We start from the raw sequence: 22980 nt of genomic DNA, 5'->3' as shown, positions 1-22980 counted from the left end.
GCGCCTCAGCCGCGGGGTGCCGGTGCGCCGCCGCCCATGCCGCCGCCGGGGCCGCCCATGCCCGACACCTGCTCGCCCGCGACTGCCGAGCCGACCGTGGAGCCGTTCGCGCTGACCGTGTAGGTCTCGCCGTTCACGAGGTCGGCGTTCGAGACCGCGAGCGAGCCGACGGCCTTCGTCGCGGTGTACGTCGCGACCACCGTGCCATCGGAGGACGTGACGTGGAGCTCGGTGCCCGCGGCCACCTGCTGCGTGAAGGTGACGAGCACCGACGCCTGCGCGGCATCCGCGTCGGGTGCCACGGCCATGCCCGACGAGCCGCCGGCGACCAGCGAGCCGCCCGTGATGTCGAAGCCGCCGTCTACGTCGAGCGCGCCGTCGCCCTGGCCGGTCGGGCCGTTCACGACGACGTCGCCGCCCGACATCGCGATGGAGCCGTTCGAGTCGAGCCCGTCGCCCTCGGCGTCGACCAGGAGGGCGCCGCCGGAGATCCCCAGCGAGCTGCCGGCGTTCAGGCCGTCGTCGGACGCGCTGACCGAGATGTCGCCGCCGGCGATCGAGATCGCGTCGGCCTCGAGGGCCTCGTACGACGTCGTGACGTCCACGGTGCCGCCCGAGATCGTCAGGGCGACGTCCGCGTGCACGCCGTCGTCGCCGGTCGCGAGCGTGACCGTGCCGCTCGCGACGTGGGCGGTGTCGTCGGTGTGCACCGCATCGTCGGCCGAGTCGACCGAGACCGCGCCGCCGTCGACGATCACCGAGACCGCGCCCGTGACGCCCTTCGTCGAGGTGTCGTCCGAGACGGTCGCGCCCGCGCCGCCGCCAGCGGTCACGTCGAGCGTGCCGCCCCAGATCACGACGTCGGTCGCGGCATCGAGGCCGTCGCCCGCCGCGTCGACCGTGACGGTGCCGCCCGCGATCGCGATGTAGCCGCGGTCGGTCTCCTCGGCGTTGTCGGCCTTGAGCCCGTCGCCGCCGGCCGTCACCGTGAGCGTGCCGCCCTCGATCATGACCTCGTCCTTGCCGCGGATGCCGTCGTCGACCGCGTCGATCGTGATCTCGCCGCCGGAGATGAGCAGGCCGTCCTTCGAGGCGATGCCGTCGTTCCCGTTGCCCTGCACGGCGAGCGCGCCCGTGCCGGCGATCTCGAGGTCGGCGGAGCTGAACAGGGCGGCGTTGACGTCGGCGTCGTCGGCGTAGTCCGACGTGTCTGCGAGGGCGTTCTCGCTGCCGTCGGCGAGCACGACCTGCGCGCGGTCGGCGCTCGTGATCGCCAGGGCCGCGGTCGACCCGCTCGTGATGTCGACGCCGTCGAGGATGATGCGGACGAGCCCCTCGTCGGCGGTGTCGACGACGACCTGGCCGGCGAGGTCGCCGCTCAGGCGGTAGGTGCCGGCGGCCGTGATGGTCACGGTGTCCCCGTCGACGCTCACGCCGGCGGCTCCGTCGTCGACGGTCGCAGTGTCGCCGTCGAGCGTGATCGCGACCTCCTCCGAGGCGTCCCACGTGTCGTCGCCGTCCTCACCGGGCGGGTCCTCGTTCGCGGCCATGGCCTCGACTGCGGTGACACCGGGGTCGACGGATGCCGTGGCCGCGAGCGACACGGTCGAGTCCGCGTTCGCGGAGTCGTCGGACGTGCTCGCGGCGGTCGTCGCGGTGCACCCGGCGAACGCGAGCGTGCCGGCCAGCACGATCGGCGCGACGCGCGCGGCCGCGAGCCAGGGGCGGCGGGCGCCGGTGCGAGGCGCGTCCGCGTGGTCGGCGGCCGGGCGGGGGAAGCGGAAGGGGGTCATGGTGCGGTCCTCTCGTGGGGCACGTTCGCGACGTGCGGGGTCGTGGGGGTGGGTCGTGGGTCGTGGGTCGGAGCGGCGCGGCCGGGACGTGCCCGGTTCAGCCGTGGGGTTCCGCCGTGGCGGCCGCCGCGCGGAAGTGCCGATCGAGCACGCGCGACCATCGGTTGGCGGGCAGTCCGGGCCTCATGGCCGCGAGCCCCGTGGCGTACTTCGAGACGCGCATCGGGCGGTGCCCCGCGGACCACAGCAGTCGATCGACGGCGCCGGCCTGCGAGCCGGACTTCGTCTCGACGATCGCCGACCCCGGCGTGCGGAGCACGCGCCCGAACCGGCCGTCGACGCCGCGATCGATCCAGGCGAGGTCGACGTCGATGGTGGCGCGGCTCGCAGGGCGCCCCGGCTCGGCGGGGAGCAGGAGCGTCGCGCGCCGGTACGACGTGGTGAGCACGGGGTCGAGGCTGGTCCTGCCGAGGTCGACGATCCCCGCCTCGGCGAGGACCTGGTCGGCGTACGCGCGCGCCTCCCCGGACAGGGCGTCGGTCGCCGCGGGGTCGACCGCGATGCGGTCCTTGACCGTGAGTGCGCGTCCGCCGCGGGTCTTCACCTCGAGGAAGCTGGCGTCGGACTCGACGTACGAGCGGGTGCGGATCTTGAACCGCCGTCGGCGTGCATGCGCCGCCAGGCGGAAGCTCGTCAGCTCCGGGGTGTCGAAGTAGACCGACTCGTACTCGCTCGCCCGCGTGCCGTCGAGGTCGAGCACCCGGACTCCGTCGGGCAGCCGCCCGAGGATCCCCGGCAGGGTCCCGATCGGCAGCATGTACTTGCGGTCGATGCGGGTCTGCAGCTCGGCCTCGGCGTTCAGCCCCTCGAGGTCGATGCCCTCGACCGAGTCGAGCACCGCGAGCGCCGCGGGCGTGACGGATGCCGCGTGCCGCGCGGTCATCGCCGTGCCCCCTCGAACGCGACCGCGCCGGCATCCGCCGCGCCATGAGCAGCCGGCGCGCCGACCACGAGCGGCCGTGCGGCGCGGCGCGGCGCGTCATCAGCTCGGTCGCCCCGCGGCGCGTCGAAGCGCACCGTCACGGTCGTCGAGTCGTCGACGAGGTCGAGTTCGTCGATGCGCGCCGAACGGATCCGCGCGCCGAGCAGCACACCGAGGTGGTCGTGCAGTTCGCGCTCGTCGGCGAAGGCCCGGTCGAGAACGAGGACCTGCTGGCGGGAGCGGCGGAAGAGCGCCGGGTGGTCGCCGACGGCGAGCACCGCCAGGACGAGCGCCATGAGCCCGACCGTGAGCCAGCCGAGGCTCGCGCCGAGCCCGCCGAGGAGGCCGATCGCGAGTGCCGCGAAGTAGTACGCCACCTCGTGCTGCTCGATCTCGCTCGAGCGCAGCCGGATGATCGACAGCACGCCGAAGAGGCCCAGTCCGAGCCCGGCACCGATCGAGCTCGAGCCGAGCACGAGCGAGACCGCGAGCACCCCGACGTTCACGGTGAGGTAGGCGACGACGAGGTCGCGCCGTCGATGGCGGGGGAAGTAGAGGGCGAAGACGAGGAGGGCGACGGCGACGAGGTCGGCGACGAGGAGGAAGGTCTGATCCACGATGGGGGCTCCGAACTGTGTGTTGGGAGTTCCCATGGAGCCCGATGCCCCGAGGCGGAACCTGTGGCGATCCGATGACGTTGCTATGAGGGTCGTGCGGGTCGCCTGAGCACGCCGGGCCCGCGCCCGGGACCGCTGCGACTAGGCGGACAGGCGCTCGGCGAGCAGCTCGAGCGTGCGCACCCGGCCGGGCGAGGCGTCCGCGGGCTCGTCGGCGTGCGCGCCCGCGACCGGCGCGAGCATGACCTCGTCGATGTCGTGGCGCTCCGCGAGGGTGCGCACGGCGGATGCCGCGGCATCCGCCCCGCCGATCACCCACCGGGCGCGCATCCGCGCGATCACGTCGTCGGAATCGGAGTCGCGCGGTGCGGCCTGCGCCTCCTCGACGGTCTCGAGCGGTCGCATCGGGCGGTTGAGGCGCAGTCGCGCCATCGCGCGCAATTGCGGCAGCGCGCGGGCCTCGGCCTCGCCGGCCGTGTCGGCCACGACCGCGTTCAACGTCAGGATGGTCCGGGGCGACGGATGCCGTTCGCTCGGCCGGTAGCCGGAGCGGTAGAGCTCGAGCGCCTGTTCGAGGCCCTCGCCCGAGAAGTGGTTGGCGAACACGTACGGCAGGCCGAGCTCGGCCGCGAGCCGCGCCGAGTAGTCCGAGCTGCCGAGGAGCCACAGCTCGGGCACCGCGGTCGCGGCGGGCGTCGCCTGGATCGGGTACTCGCGACCGCTCGTGAGGCGCAGCATCGCGCCGTCCGGCGAGAGCAGGCCGAGGATGTCGGCGACGTGGTCGGGGAACCGGTCGACGTCGGACGTCGGGCCGCTCATGCGCAGGAGCTGCGTGATCACGGGGTCGCTCCCGGGCGCGCGCCCGATCCCGAGGTCGATGCGCCCGGGCGCGAGCGCCTCGAGCGCCGCGAACTGCTCGGCGACGACGAGCGGCGCGTGGTTCGGCAGCATCACGCCGCCCGATCCGACGCGGATGCGCTCGGTGCGCGCCGCGGTCGCCGCGATGAGCACCGGTGGCGTCGTCGACGCGACCGAGGGCATGTTGTGGTGCTCGGCGAACCAGTAGCGGGTGAAGCCGAGCCGGTCGGCCGCCTGCGCGAGGGCGACGGAGGACGCGACGGCCTCCGCAGAGGACTGCCCGCTCCGCACGGGGACGAGATCGAGGACCGAGAGCCGGGGCGTGAGAGACATCCCCACCTGCAACCGGCCTCGCGGGCGCGCTATTCCGGGCGGCCGAGGGCCCGACGGATCGGGCCGGGAAGCTCGGGATAACCCTGAGCCGATCGGCGGGACCGTCCTGATCCTCGCCGTTCGTCGGCGCCGTTGTATGGAAGTCGCGTCGTGAGCGCCCCCGGTCATCCGGGCGGCCGTCGGACCAGGCCGTGACGGCCGCCGCCCGGCCCGCGACCCGCACCCCGTGAAAGGACCACCAGTGAACCCGCTTGCCTCCGAGACCGTCGCGGCCGAGACCGCTGCGGCCACCGAGCCCACCGCCCCGGCCGCCGCGGCCGCGTCGGCCGATTCCGGCGCCCCGTCGATGTCGCTCCGCGAGTCGTTCGCGATCCTCGCCGAGCGCCTCGACGGCCGTCTCTCCCTGCCGGGCGAGCCCGGCTACGACGCCGACCGACTCGCGTGGAACCTCGCCGTCGACCAGCGTCCCGCCGCGGTCGTCGTCGCGGCATCCATCGCCGACGTCGCGCGCACCGTGCGCGCCGCCCGCGAGCTCGGCCTCGCGGTGGCGCCGCAGGCCACCGGCCACAACGCCGCACCGCTCGTCGAGGGCCACGGCCTCGCCGACGCGATCCTCCTCCGCACGCACGAACTGCGCGGCGTGGAGGTCCGCCCCACGCAGCGCATCGCACGCGTCGAGCCCGGCGTGGTCTGGGGCGACGTCGTCGCCGCGACCGCCCCGCACGGGCTCGCCGCGCTCGCCGGGTCGAGCCACGACGTCGGCGTGGTCGGCTACACGCTCGGCGGCGGCGTCTCCTTCCTCGGTCGGGCGCACGGCCTCGCGGCGAACCACGTCGTCGCGGTCGAGCTCGTGACCGCCGACGGCGAGTTCCGTCGGGTCGACGCACAGCACGACCCCGAGCTGTTCTGGGCCGTACGCGGCGGCGGCGGCGACTTCGGCGTCGTGACGGCGCTCGAGTTCGGGCTCTTCGAGATCGAGCAGGTCGTCGCCGGCGCGATGTTCTTCCCGATCGAGCGCACCGAGGAGGTGCTGCAGGCGTGGGCCGAGTGGACGCGTTCGGTGCCCGACACCGTCACGTCGGTCGGCCGCGTGCTGCGCTTCCCGCCGATGCCGGAGCTGCCGCCGTTCCTCTCCGGGCAGTCGTTCGTGCTCGTCGAGGCCGTGATCCAGGACTCGGCCGAGCGCGCCGACGCCCTGCTCGCGCCGCTGCGCGCACTCGGGCCCGCGATGGACACCGTGCACGCACAGGCGCCGGCCGAGCTGCTCCAGCTGCACATGGACCCGCCCGGGCCGACTCCTGGCCACGGCGACGGCATGATGCTCGCCGACCTCCCTGCCGACGCGATCCGCGCGTTCGTGGCCGCGGTCGGCCCCGACGCCGACACCGCACTGCTGTCGGCCGAGATCCGCCACCTCGGCGGGGCGTTCGCGCCGTCGGCCGCCCTGGAGGTCGCCGCCGATCGTGGGCTCCCGATCCCGGGCGCCGTCGGCGGACTCGAGGCCGAGTACCTCGTCTACGGTGTCGGCATCGCCGTGCCCGAGACGCTCGAGTCCGTCGTCGCCTCGCTCGGACGGCTGCTCTCGCGCATCGAGCCGTGGCGTGCCCCCGTCGAGTACCTGAACTTCGTCGAGCGTCGGACGACGGGTTCGCGGTTCTTCGGCGACGAGGGCCGACTGGCGCGGCTTCGCGCGATCAAGCACGCGGTCGACCCCACGGGGGTCATCCGCTCGAATCACCCCGTCGGCCGCTGACGCGGCGACGCACCGCACGGGCCCGGCGACCGCGCCGGGCCCGTTCGCGTGCCCGGCCTCGGGTGATGGACGAATGGGTCTGTCGGTTCCGCGCCGAGGTTCCTAGGCTGGGGGACACGCGACGACGACGTCGCCGGACCTGGGGGAGGGACGCATGACCGTTCACCATGAACTGCCCACCACGACCGACTTCTCGACACTGGCGGGCGAGCACCATCCCGCGATCACGATCTACGCGGCCACGTCGCCCGTGGTCAGCGAGCGCGAGCGCGCCGAGGTCGCCGTGAAGAGCGCGTTCGACGAGGCCATCGACCGGATCCGAACCGACGGTGCCGACGCCGCCGAGGTCGACGCGCTCAAGGCCGAGCGCGACGCCGTGCTCGCCGATCGCTCGCTCTGGGCCGGGCTCTCCCGGTCGCTCGCGATCTTCGTCGCTCCGGGATTCACCGACGTCTACGTGCTGCCGAACCGCCTCGACGACGCGGTGCACGTGGGCTCGCACTTCGTGCTCGGGCAGTTGCTCCGGGCGCCCAGCCAGGACCAGGAGGCCTTCGCCGTCACCCTGTCCTCGAACGAGTGGGCGCTGTGGCACGCGCTCCCCACCGCGCGTGCCGAGCAGATGCCGCTCGACCCCAGCCTCCCCCGGAATCTCGACGACGCCGCCAACCGCGTCCCGGGCGACGTCGGCCAGCGGCGTCGGGGCGGGCACGGCGACCGGGGTACGAACGAGGACGACCGTCGCCCCGAGATCCACGACATCTACGCCAAGCGCGTCGCCGACGCCGTATGGCACGAGCTGCACGAGCACGACCCCGACGCGAAGGTGCCGCTGTTCGTGTTCGCCGCCGAGCCGCTGCTCAGCTCGTTCCTCGACCGCGCCCACAACGGGCGACGCGTGGTCGGCGTGCAGGGCGGGCCCGACCGGCTCGGCGCCGCCGAGATCGACGCACAGCTGCGCCAGCAACTCGCACAGCTCAACGTGAACGAGGCGAGGAGCGCGCTCACCGGCCTCGCCGACGGCAGCGCCGGGCGCGTGGAGCGCGACCTCGCGGCCATCGGGCGGCTCGCCGCCGACGGCGCCGTCGAGCGGCTGTGGTTCGACTTCACGACCTCGGTCAACGGCACCCTGGACCACGAGTCGGGTGCGATCGAGTTCGCGACCGATCACGGCAACGGCGACGCGCTCTCCGACGGCCGGCATGCCGGCGATCTCCTGCCGCAGATCGCGATGCTCGTCATCGCGCGCGGCGGCAAGGTCGTCACGGTGCGCGGCGACGACCTCGAGCACGCCGTGTGGACCGGCCCCGCGATGGCGGAGCTGCGCTTCGCGCTCGCCTGATCCGGCCTCCGGCGTCGGTCGTGGCGACCCGCGCCACGGCCGCTCCGGGCGTCAGACGGCGGCCGCGAGACCGGGCGCGAACCCCCCGAACCGGTCGCGCAGGACGCTGAGTGCGCCGCGCGCGGCATCCGTCATCGCACTTGCGCCGACGGGCATCGCGCGACCCGCGATTCCGGCGCGGCGGCGGGCGGTGGCCCGGGCTCCCGCCCCGAACGAGTCGTCGGCCTCGAGCACCGGAAGCACCACGGCGGGCTGGCACTCGAGGTGCACCTCGACCTCGTGCGTGCCCTGGTCCTCGATGATCGCCTCGAAGGGGACGCGGACCGCCCGGAAGCGGCCGCGGCGATGCGGCGGGGCGGACCGCAGGCCGATGGTCAGCCGGCCGGCCTGCGCACCGCCGAGGAGTGCGCGTCCGACCGCGACGACGTCGACCCGCCAGAGTTCGCTGGGGCAGGTCGCGACTCCAGAGAGATGGATGACGCGGATGCCACCGCTCGTCACCGCGACGGCGGCGAGATCGTCGACGAGGACGTGCGCGTGATCGATCGTGTGGGCCATGTTCGCTGACGCTACGGATGTCAAGGCCCCCCGACATCAGTGCTGGCGCTGAGAACGGCGATCGTAGGCTGGCCGGATGCGATTCGGATTCTTCGTCCCCCAGGGGTGGCGTCACGACCTCGTCGGCATCGATCCCGCCGACCACTGGTCGACGATGCACGGCCTCGCCGCCTACGCGGACCGCGAGGGCTCGCCGTGGGAGTCCATCTGGGTGTACGACCACTTCCACACCGTGCCGGTGCCGAGCGAGACGGAGGCGACGCACGAGGCGTGGTCGCTCATGGCCGCGTACGCCGCATCGACGTCGCGGGTTCGCCTCGGCCAGATGTGCACGTGCATGGCCTACCGGAACCCGGCGTACCTCGCGAAGGTCGCGGCGACGGTCGACGTCATCTCCGGAGGCCGCGTCGAGATGGGCATCGGCGCCGGGTGGTACGAGCACGAGTGGCGCGCATACGGATACGGGTTCCCCGACGCGCCGGCCCGGCTCCGGATGCTCCGTGAGGGCGTCGAGGTCATGCACCAGGCGTGGACGACCGGGCGAGCGAGCCTCGACGGCGAGTTCTACGAGGTCGACGACGCGATCGTGCAGCCGCAGCCGCTGCAGCCCGGCGGGATCCCGATGTGGGTCGCCGGCGGCGGTGAGAAGGTGACGCTGCGCATCGCGGCGAAGCACGCCGCGTACACGAACTTCTACGGCAGCCCCGAGGAGTTCAGCCACAAGAGCGAGGTGCTGCGCGGGCACGCCGATCGCCTGGGTCGCGACTTCGGGTCGATCGTGCGCAGCGCGAACTTCAACACCGTGATCGGCGAGACCGAGGCCGACGTCGAGCGCCGGCTCCAGGCCGTCGAGGCCCGACTGGCGGGATCGGCGGGCCCGAAGGCGGCGGCGAAGTTCATCCACGACTTCCGCTCGGATGCCGCGATCGCCGTGGGAACGCCGGACCAGGTCGTCGAGAAGCTGCTCGACATGCGCGAACGCGGGCTCGGGTACGCCATCCACTACTTCCCCGAGGCGGCGTACGACCGCTCGGGCCTGGAGCTCTACGAGCGCGAGGTCATGCCCGCGCTCGCCTGAGCGCGGCGGCGCTCAGCCTCAGGCCGCGGCGCCGTCCTGCTCGAGTTCGACGGCGTCGAGCTTGGCGCCGAGCTGCGCGTCGGTCGGCTCGGTGAAGTGCGTGCCGTCGGGGAAGACGACGACGGGGATGTTCGTGCGGCCCGAGATCGCCTTCGCGCGGTCGGCGCCGTCGGCGACGACCATGAGGTCGACGTACTCGTAGTCGACGCCGCGGCGGTCGAGCAGCGCCTTCGAGCGGCGGCAGTCGCCGCACCACTCGGCGCCGTACATCGTGATGCCGGCAGGGTTCAGGTCGGTTGCAGGGGAGGTCATGCCGATAACCTACGTGGGTATCCTGTGCGGTATTCCCAGCGTGCGCGGATGCCCCGGCCAGGGGGTTCCGCGCCGGCCCGCCGAGTGCGAGGCTCGGGAGCATGCAGTTCGAGACCACGCTCTCGCAGACGGGCGCCAACACGGGCATCGAGGTGCCGGCCGAGGTGGTCGAGGCGCTCGGCGGCGGGCGGCGCGCCCCCGTCGTGGTCACGGTCAACGGCTACGAGTACCGCAGCACGCTCGCCGTGATGGGCGGTCGCCACCTGATCCCCTTCAGCTCCGACAAGCGGGCGGCGACCGGGCTCTCGGGGGGCGACCCGATCTCGGTCGAGGTCGAGCTCGACACCGCGCCCCGCACGGTCGAGCCGCCGGAGGACTTCGCGGCGGCGCTCGACGCGACCCCGGGCGCGCGCGAGGCGTTCGACCGGCTGGCGCCGAGCCACCGCAAGGCGCACGTGACCGCGATCATGGAGGCGAAGGCGCCCGAGACGCGGGCGCGCCGCATCGCGAAGGCGGTCGAGAAGCTCGTCGGCGGGTGAGGGCGTCGCAGGTGGGCGCTACCCGACCGGCTCCCGATCCCACGCCGGCAGTTCGACGCCGACGAGCCGTGCGAACGCGCTGAGCTGCGCGACGCCTCGGGGCGTGCGCGGCAGCGCGTCGAGCAGGCCCGGCGAGTGGATGAGGTAGGCGGCGACCTGGGCGCGCGAGATCGCGACGTTCAACCGGTTCTTGAGCAGCAGGAACTCGACCCCGCGCGGAGCGGCAGCGGCGGATGACGCGGCCAGCGACACGATCGCGACCGCGGCCTCCTGCCCCTGGAACTTGTCGACCGTGCCGACCGGGACCGCCGTGTACCCGGCGCGATCGAGCGCGTCGCGGACGACCGCCAGCTGTGCGTTGTACGGCGTCACGACGATGACGTCGGACTGCTCCAGCGGCCGGGGCCGGGCGCGGTCGGGCTCGCCGTCGCCGTGTGCGATGCCCGTGAACGCGCGCCCGAGCAGCGACCCGACGATGCGGACGACCTCGGCGGCCTCCTCCGGCGACTCGGTCGTGTTGCCCGAGTGCTCGATCGGCACGGGCGTGAGGCCCGGCTCGACGCCCTCGATGCCCCGAAGCGCAGCGGACGGGTGCGACGCGAGTTCGCCCTCGTACGACAGGGCCGAGACGGAGGCCGCGAGAGCGGGGTGCATGCGCCGGCTCTCGGCGAGGAAGTACCCGAACTCCGGCGGCAGCACGTCGTGGCCGTCGGCGACCCAACCGAGTGCGGACATGTCGACGGGCTCGGGGTGCGTGCCCTGGCTCACCTGCGGCAACTGCTGCGGGTCGCCGAGGAGGAGGAGCCTGCGCGCCGCGACCGAGGCGGCGATCGTCGAGGCGAGGGAGAACTGCCCGGCCTCGTCGACGACGAGCACGTCGAGCGCGCGTCGACCGACGCGGTCGGCGTTGGCGAAGTCCCACGCGGTGCCGCCGACCACGAACCCCTGCTCGCGGTTCGCCGCGATGAAGGCCGACATGCCGTCCTTCTCGATCGCGGTCCACGCGCGGGCGACGTCGTCGCCACGATCCTTCGGTGCCTTGGCGATGCGTCTCGGGTCGAGCCCGGCGCCCACGACGGCGTCGAGCAGGTGCTCGACGACCGCGTGCGACTGCGCGACGACGCCGACCTTCCAGCCGTGGTGGCCGACGAGGCGTGCGATGACGTGGGCCGCGACGTAGGTCTTGCCGGTGCCGGGGGGACCCTGCACCGCGAGGTAGGAGTCGTCGAGGTCGCCGAGCGAGCGGACGACGGCGCCGACGTACTCGTGGTCGGGCAGCGGGGCGAGCGCGCCGGAGCGCGTGCGCGGCGGGAGGCGGCGCAGCAGGTCGACGGCGGCGTCCCTCGGCCACGCCGGGTGGCGGTCGACGATCGGGCGCGCCCACTCCGCGATCGCCGCCTTCTGCCGGCCTGCGGGCGGCGGGTTGCCCGGCACGAGCGCGAACGGCAGGTCGCGCCAGGTGTCGTCGACGGTCGAGCGCTCCTCGAGGCGGACGCCGTCGGGCGTCGACTCGAGGACGGTCGCCTTGGCCCAGGCCCGCGAGCCGGGACGACGCGAGAACGACGGGAACGGGGCGGGCCAGTCGTAGAGCAGGTACAGCTCGGCGCCCGCGCTGAACCGCGAGCCGGGGGCGATGCGGCCGCGGAGGAGCAGTTCGCGGCGGTCGAACTGCTGCCGGCCCTCGCGGTACCAGTCGTGCAGCACGATGGTGCGGGACGGATCGACCACGAGGACGTCGCGGTGGTCCTCCCACGCCTCGAGGGGCTGCTCGACCCTGAAGAAGTGACCCCACCAGAACGTCTTGAGCTCGCGCTCGTGGTAGTCGATCGCGGCGGAGGCGAGGGCGAGTGCCGTGCGGTCGGGGTCGTCGCGACGCTCGTCGGCACCACCCGCGAGCGCGGACAGCGCCGTCGCGAGCGGACTCGCCGCGTACTGCTTGACGGTCGGCTCGGCCAGGAGGAGCGCCGGCACGGGTGCGACGCCGTGCGCCCGGGCGAGGCCGAGCAGCCAGTCCCGCAGCCGCAGCGTCGAGACGCAGTCGTACTCGTTGTACTCGGCGAGGTCGTCGAGCACGAGCTGCGCCGCCTCCGCATCTCCGGTCGCGGCGAGCTCGCGCGCGCGGACGTACTCGAGGATCGAGTCGCCGCCCGACTTGACGTCGGCCTCGCGGAGCCGCTCGCCCATGTAGAGCGGTTCGAGCTTCTTGATCGAGTACGAGCGGCTGCCGACGCGCACCGCGCGCTTCACGATCGGGTAGAGGTCGACGAGCACGCCGTCGGCGAGCAGCTGGTCGACCTCGGCCTCGCCGACGCCGTGGCGCGCCGCGATCGACGTCAGGTGCGTGCGTTCGTAGCTGGCGTAGTGGTAGATGTGCAGGTTCGGGTGCCGCTCCCGTCGCTCCTTCACCAAGGCGAGGAACTGCACGAGCGCCTCGCGCTCCTCGGCGAAGCCGTGCGCCCAGATGGGCGTGAACCGCTCGTCGACGTCGATCATGCCGAACAGGTAGTCGAGACCCCACTCCGTCGCGGCGCCCTCGGTGTAGAGCGGGTCGCCCTCGAAGTCGAAGAACAGGTCGCCGGCATCGGGTTCGGGGATCGCCGCGAGCGCCCCCGGTTCGCGCACCTCGACGGGCGGCGGCAGCGGCGGATCGTCGGGCGACCGGTCGCCCGACGCCTCGGCGGCGAGCGCCTGGGCCTCGGCGGCGAGTTGCAGCCGCGCCTGCACCCGCAGGCCCTCGAGCGTCGCATCGAGCACGCCGTCGACGGGACCGGCGGATGCCGCGAGCCCGTCGATCGTGGTGATGCCGGCCCCGTGGAAGTGCGCGCGCTGCGTGATGCGGAGCCCTGCGACGAGCAGGAGGTCGCGATTCGCCTGCACCTCGAGGTCGCACGTCGGGCACCGCCCGTCGAGCGCGTAGCGCCGGTCGCCCCACGCGACCGGCCCGTCGTCGGCGAGCCGCTCCTGGACGATCTGCCGGAGCCGGTCGCGGCGGAGGAGGAACACCGGCTCGATGTCCTCCAGCCGGTGCGAACTGGTCGTGCCGTCGCCGAGCAGCAGTTCGACGGTGTCGGCTCGGGGGATGCCGATGCGGTCGAGCTGCGCGGCGTAGGCGGCGAGCTGCAGGAGCGCCGTCACCCGCGCACGCCGCGCGAGCTTGGAGTCCTGGACGAGGTACCGGCCGTCGGGCTGCCGGACGATGAAGTCGGCGAAGCCGACGAACCCCTCGTCGACGAAGGTGGCCTGGAACACGACCGGCGCGCCCGATTCGAACGCCGCACGGGTCGCCGCGACGGCGGCTCCGAGCTGATCGGGGTCGCGGAGGTCGGGTCGCTCGATCTCGACGACGCCGTCGCCGAACTCGTCGCGGTAGCGCTCGAGGACGCGCAGTTCGTGCGCGTCGCCCATGCGCCCCGCGCGCTCGAGCATGGCATCCGCCACCGGCTCGAACAGCGTCTCGCGGCCGAGCTTCACGTCGAGCTCGCGCAGGAACGCGAACTCGCAGTCGGACGCCTTCTTGAGGTCGCTCGCGCTCGTGACCACCGTGCCGTCGGCCAGGTACATCGGGCTCCCTCCGCCGTCGTCGTGGTGCCCACGCTAGCCGCGGCATCCGACATCGCGTTCCGGCGTCAGCGCGCGAGCACGACCTTCCCGATGCTGCGGCCGGATGCCACGAGCGCATACGCCTCGCGGAGGCTCGCGGCATCGAGTCCCGCGATCTCGCGCGTCAGCGTCGAGCGGAGCCGTCCGTCTGTCCTCGAACATCGCGGACGCGGCGTCGAGCAGGTCGTGCTGGCCGATCATGTCGGGTGTCTCGACGACGCCGCGCGTGAACATCGACTCCCGCTTCGACGGCGGACCGTGCCCGCCGCGTCGGAGCCGACGATGACGGGCGGTGCGTCAACGGCCCGGCGCATGCGGGCTCTTCACGTCGTGAGGGGCGACGGGGCCGTGGTCGGCGTTGTTCCCGCGGGCGTCCGGGGCCGGGCGCGGAAGGCCGCGACAAGAGCGGGCGAGCGGATGCCGCGGCTCACGCCGAGCGTTCGCGGACCTCCGCCATCCGCGCGAGGTCGACGCGGTTCGCCGCACCCGTCTTGCGGAGCAGGTTCGAGATGTGCGAGCTCACGGTCTTCTCGCTGATCGTGAGGAGCGCCGCGATCTCGGCGTACGTGCGGCCGTCGACGACGTAGGGGAGCAGTTCTCGTTCGCGACGCGTGAGCGTGGCGTCGCCGAGCCGGTCGGCGGCCGAACCGGCGAGCTCGGAGCGATCGTCGTAGAGGCGCACGCGCGACCACTGCGCGAGCGACTCCAGATCGGCGGTGAGGGGGTCCGCCTCGAGCCGCCGGGCGAGCGCGGCGCCTCGTCGCAGCAGTTCGACGCCTCGCTCGCGCCGGCCGGCGTCGCTCGTGAGGTCGTGCTCGGCGCCGCGGCGGCAGGCGTACGCCTCCTCCCAGGCCAGCTGCGCCGCGGCGCACGCGCCGACGGCCGCCATCCAGAGATCCCCTGCCTCTGGCAGGTCGCGGGCGCGGGCGCGCTCGGCCGCGTAGAGCGACTCGAGCGCGGCGAGGTCGGCCGGGAACGAGATGCCGAGCGTGCGTGCGAGGACGTGCGGGTACGCCGCCTCGAACTCGTCGAGCCGCTCGACCACGTCGGCGTCCGGCTCGTGACGATCGCGTGCGCCCTGGGCGAGATCGGCGAGTGCGCGCGCGGCCAACGGCACGAGCCATTCGCAGGAGTTGTCACCCGGTGCGGTGGCCAGCAGCGGCTCCAGCACGGCCAGGGCACCCTCCGGATCGCCCTCCGCGAGCCTCGCCAGGGCGCCGGTGTGCGCCTGCGTCGACATCGCGTACGACGGCACCTCGGGGACCTGCTCGCGCGCCCGGTGCAGGTACGCCTCCGCGTCATCGGCTCGTCCCTGAAGGGCGGCGAGGATCGCCGAGACGTTGGCGAGTCCCATCGCGATGTACGTGGTCGGATCCTCCGACCGGACGTACCGCAGGGCGGCGCGCGCCGCGGTCACGTCGCCCACCGTGATGGCCGTCCGCGCCTCGGTGAGCGCGAGCGTGGCGGTCACGAGGTACGGCGCCCCGGCCTCCCCGAGCCGATCCATCGCATGCCGGAGCGACCGCTGCGCCGACCGGTAGTCGGGCATGGAGTACGCCTCCCAGAAGGCTGCGAGCATCGCGGACCAGAAGTGGCCGTTCGGCAGTGCGACCTCGAGTGCGCGGGCGGCGAGGGCCCGAGCGCGGTCGAGATCGCGCGTGAGCGCCGCGAGCTGGCCGCACACCGCGAGCGAGGCCGCGAGCACGGCGGTGTCTCCCAGCGCGGTCGCGCGTTCGAGTGACTCGGCGGCGTGGGCCGCGCAGCGGGGGTCCGCCACGAGGATCTCGGCGTGCGCGAGTTCGACGAGCGCGGTGGCGTACTCGGGGCTCTCGGGTGCCGTCGCCGCGAGCCGCAGTGCCTCGCGGGCCGGCGCCGCGTCGGCGAGGTCCCCGCCGATCCGGAACTGGAGGCGCTGGCGCCGCAGCATGAGCCGGGCCGCGACCATGGGCTCGGCCTCTGCGTCGACGCCGTCGAGGAGCTCGCCGACGGCCTCGTACTCGTCCTCGTACGCACCGACGGATGCGGCGGCATCCGCCCACGCCTCGATCAGCGTTCGGCGCCCATCGCGCCATGCGGCCTCGTCCCGGCCCGCGGGGCGGTCGGCCGGGTCCTCCGAGATCCGCACGGACCGGCGCAGCAGGCGAAGGCGCGTCATCCGGTCGCCCGATCGCTCGAGCGCCTCGATCGCGCGACGGCTGGCATCGAGGCATCCGAGCGTGTCGCCCGCCGCGGCGAGGTGGTCGGCGAGGTCGACCAGCAGCTCGGGCGAGGCGGACCCATATGCGATGGCACGCTCGGTGCTCCGCGCGAGCTCGGCGTGCCGTTCCCGACGTTCGAGCTGGGGCACTGAGGCCACGAGGATCTCCGCGGTGAGCGGGTGGTGGAACCAGGCGCGCCCCTCGTCGTCGATGTCGAGGACCTGCACGGCGAGCGCCGGGCGCAGGTCGCGTTCCGCGTCGGACCACGACGGATCGACGTCGACGAGCGTGCGCACGCGGACCGGCTTGCCGTGCATCGCGAGCATGGTGCAGAGCTCCTGCGTCGCCTGCGGGAGCTGCGACCAGGCGCGCAGCAGGGCCGAACCCAGGTCGGCCGCGACGGTCGACGGCGCCGCAGTCGCCGACGGAGCGACGCCTTCGAGCAGGAGCGTGGCGTGGTAGGGGTTGCCGCGCGTGCGTGCGAGCACGTCGCTCACCAGCGATTCGTGCGGCGGCGCGCCGATCGCGTCCTCCACGAGTTCGCGCATGCCCGGTCGGTCGAGCGGGCCGACGTCGACCGCGCGTGCGGACGGCAGTCGCAGCAGGTCGGCACGCCATCGGTCGATAGGTCGCCCGGCGCCGGCCCGCATGGTGCCGATGATCCCGAGCCGGCGATCCTCGGGGCCGCCGGCGAGGAACATCAGCGCGTCGAGGGTGCTCGAGTCGGCCCAGTGCAGGTCGTCCATGGCGATGATGACCGGACCGCGCTCGAGGAGCCGGTCGACCGCCGTGTCGAGCGCGATCGGCGTCGGTCGATGGTCGGCGTCGGCCCGCTGGAGGTCGCCGGACTGCTTGAGGAGGGAACGGACGGCGAGGTTCGGCACGCGCGTGGTGAGCGGCAGGTTCCTCGCAGCGAGCACGGTCGCCCCGCCGCCGTGCCGGCGCCACGCGGCATCCATCAGCGCGGTCTTCCCGATCCCGGGTTCGCCGCGGAGGAGGATCGTCCGGGCCTCGCCGCCGAGGACGGCCGAGAATTCGTGCGACAGCACGGCGAGTTCCCGCTCGCGGCCCGCGAGGCGCGGCGATACGGCCCCCATGCGGCACAGTCTGCCACGGTTCCGAGGAGTCCTCAGAGAAAATCGAGGGTTCGGTCCGGATCTCGCACGCGTGTGCCGGGTCAGTCCCGGACGGCGAGCGCCCCGCGCTCGAGCCCCAGCATGCCCTCGACGGCGCCGTGGATCAGCGAGCCGCGCTCGCTCGCGTCGCCCCAGCGCACGAGCGCCTGCGCGTTGAGCCCGTCGACCATGCCGAGGATCTGCCAGGCTGCGGCATCGGCATCCGGCGCGCGGAACCCGGCGTGATCGACACCCTCCTCGATGATCCGTCGGAGGAGGTCCTGCCAGGCATCCATCTGCGCGCGGACGGATGCCGCGAGTGCATCGTTGCGACGGCCGAGCGCCCACGCCTCGACCCAGACGATCGTGACGTCGTCGCGAGTGCCGTCGAGCAGCGTGTCGAGCAGGGTGCCCAGGCGTTCGGCGGGTCCGGGCCGCCCCGCGAGGAGACCGGAGAGCTCGTCGAGCTCCTCGGCGACGATGTGCGCGAAGGTGTCCGCGACGAGTGCGTCCATGCTCGGCTGGTAGTGGGCCACGAGCGCAGGCGTGACCCCGGCGCGTGCGGCGATGGCGCGCAGGGTGACCGCCATGAGCCCCTGCTCGAGCGCGACGAGGCGCGCGGCCTCGACGATCTCGGCGGATCGCTCTCCGGGGCTCTTGCGTGCTGCTCGGGTGCGGACGGGTGTTGACATCGTGCTGCCAGTCTAGGTAATCTCCCACCTTATTGATCGCATGATCAATATATCGATCCGCTCGATCGAACATCCCGCCGTCGAACGATGAGGTTCCGCACATGAGCATCCAGACCCCGGAGGAGACCCGCGCCGGCGCCGACGCGACGTCCTCCGCAGCACCCGCCGCGACCGCGGCATCCGCTCCCGCCCCCGCGGCCGACCGCGTCGGCCACGTCGAGCAGCACGGCACCGAGCACATCCCGGCCACCGAGCGCCACGGCCGCCCCTCCAGCCTGTTCTGGGTCTGGATGTCGGCGAACGTCGGCTACCTCTACTTCGTCGTCGGCGGCGTGCTCATGCTCCTCGGCCTGCCGCTCTGGGAGGCGCTCGCGATCACCGTCGTCGGCAACCTGTGGTGGGCGCTCGTCGGCTGGCTCGCCGTCAGCGGCCCCGCCTCCGGCTCGCCGAGCGTCGCGATCATGCGGGCGTTCTTCGGCATCCGCGGCAACAAGGTCTTCGGCGCCGGGCTCGGCGTGCTGATCGGGCTGTTCTACGAGGTCATCAACGTCGCGTTCGCCACGCTCGGCGCGATCGCGCTGCTCGGCCACTTCGGCATCGCATTGCCCGCCGGCGGCGAGTGGGTCGTCCTCGCCGTCATCGGCGTGCTCAGCTTCGTGATCGGCGTCTACGGCCATGCGACGATCCTCGCGCTGGCCCCCTGGTTCTCGGCCGCGCTCGCCGTGGTCTTCGTCGTGCTCGCCGTCTTCGTGTTCGGGGCGGCCGACTGGGCGTACGCCGCCGAGCCGCTGCCCGTCGCCGACCACTGGGCGCTCGTGATGCTCGGCTTCGCGATCGTCGCGTCGAGCCCGCTGTCGTGGGGGATCGGCGCCGACTACGCCAGGTACCTTCCGGCGGACGTCTCGAAGAAGGCCGTCGCCTGGTACACCGCGCTCGGCGGCTTCGTGCCGGCCCTGCTCATCGGGGCGCTCGGCGTCGTCGCCGGCACCGCCATCGACATGACCGACCCCGAGCTCACGATCGGCGAGATCGTGCCCGTCTGGTTCACCCCGCTCTTCCTCGGCATGATCGTCCTCTCGAGCATCACCAACAACGTGCTCGTGGCGTACTCGACCGGCTTCTACGCGCAGGCCCTCGCCGAGCGCATCTCGCGCCCGGCGACCACGATCGTCACCGGGGTCGCGGCGACCGCCGCAGCCGGTTGGGTGCTGTTCCTCAGCCCGAGCTTCCTCGACGCGCTGAGCGCGTCGCTCGAGCTGTCGGTCACGGTGTTCGGACCGCTCGTCTCGATCTACGCGATCGACATCGTGCTCCGTCGCAACCGCTACCGCGGCGCCGACCTCGACGACACGCGCAAGGGCAGCCCGTTCTGGTACCGCGGCGGCTGGTTCCTCCCCGGCGTCGTCGCCATGGTCGGCGCGATGACGATCGCGGTGCTCTCGGCCAACACGACGCTGTACGTCGGGCCCATCTCGTCCGCGCTCGGCGGCGCCGACCTCTCGGCGCTCATGGGCCCCGTGCTCGGCGCCGGCATCTACGCGATCCTGTGGCTGACCACCGACCCGTACCGCGACCCGGCGAAGCGGCCGGGCGCGGCATCCGCTGCCATGATCGAAGCGGATGCCGCGGCATCCGCCCGCACCGAGGGAGCCGACGCATGACCTGGCGCATGCCCGCAGAGACCGCACCGCACGAGCGCACCTGGATGGCGTTCCCGCGCGAGGGGATCACCCTCGGCGAGGGGGCCGGCGAGCGCGAGGAGGGCTACGCGGCCTGGACCGAGGTCGCCCACGCGGTGGCCGAGTTCGAGCCGGTCACGATGGTCGTCGACCCGACCGAGCTGGACCGCGCGCGCCGCATGCTCGGCTCGCACGTCGACATCGTCGAGGCACCGCTCGACGAGTTCTGGATGCGCGACTTCGGCCCGACGTTCGTGTTCGACGACGAGCGGCCCGGCGTGCTGGGCGCGGTCGACTGGACGTTCAACGGCTGGGGCGCCCCAGCGTGGGCGGAGTGGAGGGTGTCCGCCGAGATCGCCCGCTTCGCGGCCGCGCACGTGGGCGCCGAGCTCGTGAGCTCCGTGCTCGTCAACGAGGGCGGCGGCATCCACGTCGACGGCGAGGGCACGGTGCTGCTGACCGAGACCGTGCAGCTCGACCCCCGCCGCAATCCGTACGCCGACAAGGCCCGCGTCGAGGCCGAGATGGCCCGCACGATCGGCGCGACGAAGGCGATCTGGCTGCCGCGCGGCCTCACCCGCGACTACGACGACTTCGGCACCAACGGCCACGTCGACATCGTCGCGACGATCACCTCGCCGGGCCGCGTGCTGCTGCACCACCAGGCCGACCCCGAGCACCCCGACTTCGAGGTCACGCGCGCGCTGCGCGCTCAGCTCGAGGGCGAGACGGATGCCGCGGGCCGCGCGCTCGAGATCGTCGACCTGCCCGCACCCGCGACCCTCCGCGACGACGAGGGCTTCGTCGACTGGAGCTACGTCAACCACCTCGTCGTGAACGACGGCGTCGTGGCGTGCGGCTTCGGCGAGCCCGAGGCCGACGAGCGTGCGGCGGCGATCCTCGCCGACGCCTACCCCGGCCGGAAGGTCACCACCGTCGACGCGCGCCCGATCTTCGCGCGCGGCGGCGGCATCCACTGCATCACCCAGCAGCAGCCCGCGCTGCCGAACGAGGAGACGGAGCGATGACGAGCGACACCAGCACCAAGGCCCGCACCGGCACCGGCACCGGTCCCGACACCGGCCTCGACGTCGTCGAGGCGTCGATCACCGACCTGCGCGCCGCGCTCGAGGCCGGCCGCACGACCGCGGTCGCACTCGTCGAGGCCTACCTCGCGCGCATCGACGCCTACGACGGGCCCGACACCGAGACGGCGTTGAACGCCGTCGTCGTCCGCAACCCGGACGCGCTCGCCGAGGCCCGCGCCTCCGACGCGCGCCGCGCGCGCGGCGAGACACTCGGTCCGCTCGACGGGATCCCGTACACCGCGAAGGACTCGTACCTCGTGCAGGGACTCACCGCGGCATCCGGTTCGCCGGCGTTCGCCGACCTCGTCGCGCAGCGCGACGCGTTCACCGTCGAGCGCCTGCGCGGCGCCGGCGCCATCTGCCTGGGCAAGACCAACATGCCGCCCATGGCCAACGGCGGCATGCAGCGCGGCGTCTACGGCCGGGCCGAGAGCCCCTACAACGCGGACTTCCTGACGGCCGCGTTCGGCTCGGGCTCCTCGAACGGCTCCGGCACCGCGACCGCGGCCTCGTTCGCGGCGTTCGGGCTCGGCGAGGAGACCTGGTCGTCGGGCCGCGCGCCGGCGTCGAACAACGCGCTGTGCGCCTACACGCCCTCGCGCGGGGTCATCTCGACGCGCGGCAACTGGCCGCTCGTTCCGACCATGGACGTCGTCGTGCCGCAGACCCGCACGATGGGCGACCTGCTCGAGGTCCTCGACGTGATCGTCGCCGACGACCCGGAGACGCGCGGAGACTTCTGGCGCGCCCAGCCGTGGGTCGAGCTGCCCGCGGCATCCGCGGTGCGGCCCTCGTCCTACCCCGCGTTGGCGACGGATGCCGCCGGAGCCCCCGCCGCGCTCGCGGGCAAGCGCATCGGCGTCCCGCGCATGTACGTGAACGCCGACCCCGAGGCGGGCACCGCCGCGCCGGGCGGGACCGTGGGCATCGGCGGCGCGACGGGCCGGCGCATCGAGACCCGCGCGTCGGTGATCGAGCTGTGGGAGGCCGCGCGCCGCGACCTCGAGGCGGCGGGCGCCGAGGTCGTGCTCGTCGACTTCCCGGCCGTGACGAACTACGAGGGCGATCGCCCCGGCGCGCCGACCATCGCGACCCGCGGGCTCGTCTCGCCGGAGTTCCTGAAGCGCGAGATCGTGGACCTCTCTGCATGGGGCTGGGAGGACTTCCTGCAGGCCAACGGCGACCCGGCGCTCTCGACGCTCGCCGACGTGGACGGCGCGCGCATCTTCCCGCACCCCGAGGGCGCGCTGCCCGATCGCTACACGGGCTTCGACGACGACATCGCCCACTACCCCGACTGGGTGCGCTCGCACCCCGGCGCGACGTGGGACGACATGCCGGAACTCGAGGGCGGCCTGCGCGGCCTCGAGGAGACCCGACGCGTCGACCTCGAGCAGTGGATGGACGAGCACGGCCTCGACGCGGTCGCCTTCCCGGCGGTCGCCGACGCGGGCCCGGCCGACATGGACGTGAACCCGGCGTCGGCCGACCTGGGCTGGCGCAACGGCGTCTGGGTCGCCAATGGCAACCTCGTGCCGCGCCACCTCGGCATCCCGACCGTGACGGTGCCGATGGGCGTCATGTCCGATATCCGGATGCCGGTCGGCCTCACGTTCGCCGGCCGCGGCTACGACGACACCGCCCTGCTGCGCCTCGCCGCCGCGTTCGAGGCGCTCGCGCCCCGTCGCACCGCACCGCCCCGCACGCCGCGCCTCGGCTGAGCCGTCGCGCCCCCTCACCGCCCGGTCCCGGGGCGGGTCAGAGGGGGCGCGACCGCTCGAGGGCCCTGCGGAGACCGGGCTTGGCGAAGAGCTGGAGCATGGTCGTCGAGATCACCTCCGCGCGGACGCCGAGGAGCCGCGATGCGACGCGCGAGAGGTCCCACGCGGCCTGCCCGCCTTCGGCGATGTCGGTCTCCGCGAGGAGCACGAGTTCCGCTTCGCCGGGCGCCGCGGGCTCGGCGTCGAGGAGCCGGATGCCGCCCGCCCCGTGCTCCGCGAACGCACGCACGAGCTCGTTGCGCCGAAGTGCGAGTCGCTGCAGCGGTGCCAGGTCGAGGACGGTCGGCCGAGCGGCGGCTCGAGCGGTGCCGGTGCCGGTGCCCGTGCCGGTGTCGTGGTCGTCGGGGGTCTCGCGCCCGCCGCCATCGTCCTGCCGACCGAGTTCGCTGTCGCCACCTCCGCCGCTCGTGGTCGCAGCTGCGAGGTAGCGATCACGCTGCTCGGAGTACTCGGCGACCGCGATCGCCACGACGGCCTTCTTCGTTGTGCGCAGGAAGTACGCGAGTTCCGAGACCGTCCGATCCGTCGCCGCATCGACCTTGATCGGCTTCTCGTTCATGGCGTGCCGGCCCGAGCACGGATCATGGTCATGGTCATGGTCATGGTCTTGGTCTTGGTCTTGGTCTTGGTCTTGGTCTTGGTCTTGGTCTTGGTCTTGGTCTTGG

General features: G+C 73.4%; 17 protein-coding genes. 7 read left to right on the top strand and 10 right to left on the bottom strand.

Annotated elements, in window-relative coordinates; genetic code table 11:
• Positions 1-5: 5 nt before the first annotated feature.
• From GJR97_RS09630 to GJR97_RS09615, 4 genes are all read right to left on the bottom strand, one after another.
• Positions 6-1793 (bottom strand): carbohydrate-binding domain-containing protein, encoded by a 1788-nt coding sequence (locus tag GJR97_RS09630; RefSeq protein WP_154346288.1) that lies wholly within the window; start codon positions 1791-1793, stop codon positions 6-8.
• Positions 1794-1890: 97 nt separating this feature from the next.
• Positions 1891-2736, bottom strand: a complete 846-nt coding sequence (locus GJR97_RS09625) for a polyphosphate polymerase domain-containing protein (protein ID WP_154346287.1) — start codon at positions 2734-2736, stop codon at positions 1891-1893.
• Complete coding sequence (locus tag GJR97_RS09620) at positions 2733-3392, bottom strand: DUF4956 domain-containing protein (protein ID WP_324613358.1); 660 nt, start codon at positions 3390-3392, stop codon at positions 2733-2735. The genes GJR97_RS09625 and GJR97_RS09620 overlap by 4 nt, the downstream gene beginning before the upstream one ends.
• A 141-nt stretch (positions 3393-3533) precedes the next feature.
• Positions 3534-4583 carry an LLM class flavin-dependent oxidoreductase gene (locus tag GJR97_RS09615; protein WP_154346285.1) on the bottom strand — a complete coding sequence of 350 codons (1050 nt, stop codon included), beginning with the start codon at positions 4581-4583 and terminating at the stop codon, positions 3534-3536.
• Between the two features lie 241 nt (positions 4584-4824).
• Between GJR97_RS09615 and GJR97_RS09610 the strand changes: the two genes are divergently transcribed.
• The gene (locus GJR97_RS09610) at positions 4825-6336 is read left to right on the top strand and encodes an FAD-binding oxidoreductase (protein ID WP_324613357.1); all 1512 of its coding nucleotides are present in this window, start codon (positions 4825-4827) and stop codon (positions 6334-6336) included.
• A gap of 154 nt (positions 6337-6490) precedes the next feature.
• Positions 6491-7675 (top strand): hypothetical protein, encoded by a 1185-nt coding sequence (locus tag GJR97_RS09605; RefSeq protein WP_154346284.1) that lies wholly within the window; start codon positions 6491-6493, stop codon positions 7673-7675.
• Positions 7676-7726: 51 nt separating this feature from the next.
• On the opposite strand, the gene GJR97_RS09600 is transcribed toward GJR97_RS09605, so the two are convergent.
• On the bottom strand, positions 7727-8233 hold the full coding sequence (locus GJR97_RS09600) for a hypothetical protein (RefSeq protein ID WP_154346283.1): 507 nt from the start codon (positions 8231-8233) through the stop codon (positions 7727-7729).
• 76 nt (positions 8234-8309) lie between these two features.
• On the opposite strand from GJR97_RS09600, the gene GJR97_RS09595 reads away from it, so the two are divergent.
• Complete coding sequence (locus tag GJR97_RS09595; protein ID WP_154346282.1) at positions 8310-9311, top strand: LLM class F420-dependent oxidoreductase; 1002 nt, start codon at positions 8310-8312, stop codon at positions 9309-9311.
• Between the two features lie 18 nt (positions 9312-9329).
• On the opposite strand, the gene GJR97_RS09590 is transcribed toward GJR97_RS09595, so the two are convergent.
• The gene (locus GJR97_RS09590) at positions 9330-9623 is read right to left on the bottom strand and encodes a glutaredoxin family protein (RefSeq protein WP_154346281.1); all 294 of its coding nucleotides are present in this window, start codon (positions 9621-9623) and stop codon (positions 9330-9332) included.
• A gap of 101 nt (positions 9624-9724) precedes the next feature.
• Here GJR97_RS09590 and GJR97_RS09585 point away from each other — a divergent pair, with 101 nt between their 5' ends.
• Entirely contained in the window at positions 9725-10162 is a 438-nt protein-coding gene (locus GJR97_RS09585; RefSeq protein ID WP_154346280.1) for a YdeI/OmpD-associated family protein, read from the top strand.
• A gap of 18 nt (positions 10163-10180) precedes the next feature.
• Here the strand turns inward: GJR97_RS09585 and GJR97_RS09580 are convergent, their stop codons facing one another.
• The 3 genes from GJR97_RS09580 to GJR97_RS09570 all read right to left on the bottom strand — a co-directional run bounded on the left by GJR97_RS09580 (position 10181) and on the right by GJR97_RS09570 (position 17767).
• Positions 10181-13723, bottom strand: coding sequence for a TM0106 family RecB-like putative nuclease (locus tag GJR97_RS09580; RefSeq protein WP_154346279.1), 3543 nt, complete (start codon positions 13721-13723; stop codon positions 10181-10183).
• Between the two features lie 466 nt (positions 13724-14189).
• Positions 14190-17057, bottom strand: a complete 2868-nt coding sequence (locus GJR97_RS18750; protein WP_154346278.1) for a helix-turn-helix transcriptional regulator — start codon at positions 17055-17057, stop codon at positions 14190-14192.
• Positions 17058-17137: 80 nt separating this feature from the next.
• Positions 17138-17767: a TetR/AcrR family transcriptional regulator gene (locus tag GJR97_RS09570; RefSeq protein WP_154346277.1), complete on the bottom strand. Its 630-nt coding sequence runs from the start codon at positions 17765-17767 to the stop codon at positions 17138-17140.
• 101 nt (positions 17768-17868) lie between these two features.
• Here GJR97_RS09570 and GJR97_RS09565 point away from each other — a divergent pair, with 101 nt between their 5' ends.
• The 3 genes from GJR97_RS09565 to GJR97_RS09555 are packed head-to-tail and all read left to right on the top strand — an operon-like array spanning position 17869 to position 22255.
• Positions 17869-19428 (top strand): purine-cytosine permease family protein, encoded by a 1560-nt coding sequence (locus GJR97_RS09565; protein ID WP_154346276.1) that lies wholly within the window; start codon positions 17869-17871, stop codon positions 19426-19428.
• Positions 19425-20474 (top strand): agmatine deiminase family protein, encoded by a 1050-nt coding sequence (locus GJR97_RS09560; protein ID WP_154346275.1) that lies wholly within the window; start codon positions 19425-19427, stop codon positions 20472-20474. Before GJR97_RS09565 ends, GJR97_RS09560 begins: the two co-directional genes overlap by 4 nt.
• The gene (locus tag GJR97_RS09555; protein WP_154346274.1) at positions 20471-22255 is read left to right on the top strand and encodes an amidase; all 1785 of its coding nucleotides are present in this window, start codon (positions 20471-20473) and stop codon (positions 22253-22255) included. Before GJR97_RS09560 ends, GJR97_RS09555 begins: the two co-directional genes overlap by 4 nt.
• A 37-nt stretch (positions 22256-22292) precedes the next feature.
• On the opposite strand, the gene GJR97_RS09550 is transcribed toward GJR97_RS09555, so the two are convergent.
• On the bottom strand, positions 22293-22874 hold the full coding sequence (locus GJR97_RS09550) for a hypothetical protein (protein ID WP_154346273.1): 582 nt from the start codon (positions 22872-22874) through the stop codon (positions 22293-22295).
• Between the last annotated feature and the right edge of the window lie 106 nt (positions 22875-22980).

Origin of the sequence: Agromyces kandeliae (assembly GCF_009674665.1) — a bacterium.
In the GTDB taxonomy this organism is placed as follows: domain Bacteria; phylum Actinomycetota; class Actinomycetes; order Actinomycetales; family Microbacteriaceae; genus Agromyces; species Agromyces kandeliae.
The sequence above is the reverse complement of the archived record's forward strand: the minus strand, read 5'-3'. Positions and strand labels throughout refer to the sequence as shown.

Bases quoted from the DNA above. Each gene is read 5' to 3' on its own strand.
- GJR97_RS09630 (WP_154346288.1), bottom strand. From the start codon at position 1,793: ATGACCCCCTTCCGCTTCCCCCGCCCGGCCGCCGACCACGCGGACGCG.
- GJR97_RS09625 (WP_154346287.1), bottom strand. From the start codon at position 2,736: ATGACCGCGCGGCACGCGGCATCCGTCACGCCCGCGGCGCTCGCGGTG.
- GJR97_RS09615 (WP_154346285.1), bottom strand. From the start codon at position 4,583: ATGTCTCTCACGCCCCGGCTCTCGGTCCTCGATCTCGTCCCCGTGCGG.
- GJR97_RS09605 (WP_154346284.1), top strand. From the start codon at position 6,491: ATGACCGTTCACCATGAACTGCCCACCACGACCGACTTCTCGACACTG.
- GJR97_RS09600 (WP_154346283.1), bottom strand. From the start codon at position 8,233: ATGGCCCACACGATCGATCACGCGCACGTCCTCGTCGACGATCTCGCC.
- GJR97_RS09595 (WP_154346282.1), top strand. From the start codon at position 8,310: ATGCGATTCGGATTCTTCGTCCCCCAGGGGTGGCGTCACGACCTCGTC.
- GJR97_RS09590 (WP_154346281.1), bottom strand. From the start codon at position 9,623: ATGACCTCCCCTGCAACCGACCTGAACCCTGCCGGCATCACGATGTAC.
- GJR97_RS09585 (WP_154346280.1), top strand. From the start codon at position 9,725: ATGCAGTTCGAGACCACGCTCTCGCAGACGGGCGCCAACACGGGCATC.
- GJR97_RS09580 (WP_154346279.1), bottom strand. From the start codon at position 13,723: ATGTACCTGGCCGACGGCACGGTGGTCACGAGCGCGAGCGACCTCAAG.
- GJR97_RS18750 (WP_154346278.1), bottom strand. From the start codon at position 17,057: ATGGGGGCCGTATCGCCGCGCCTCGCGGGCCGCGAGCGGGAACTCGCC.
- GJR97_RS09570 (WP_154346277.1), bottom strand. From the start codon at position 17,767: ATGTCAACACCCGTCCGCACCCGAGCAGCACGCAAGAGCCCCGGAGAG.
- GJR97_RS09565 (WP_154346276.1), top strand. From the start codon at position 17,869: ATGAGCATCCAGACCCCGGAGGAGACCCGCGCCGGCGCCGACGCGACG.
- GJR97_RS09560 (WP_154346275.1), top strand. From the start codon at position 19,425: ATGACCTGGCGCATGCCCGCAGAGACCGCACCGCACGAGCGCACCTGG.
- GJR97_RS09555 (WP_154346274.1), top strand. From the start codon at position 20,471: ATGACGAGCGACACCAGCACCAAGGCCCGCACCGGCACCGGCACCGGT.
- GJR97_RS09550 (WP_154346273.1), bottom strand. From the start codon at position 22,874: ATGAACGAGAAGCCGATCAAGGTCGATGCGGCGACGGATCGGACGGTC.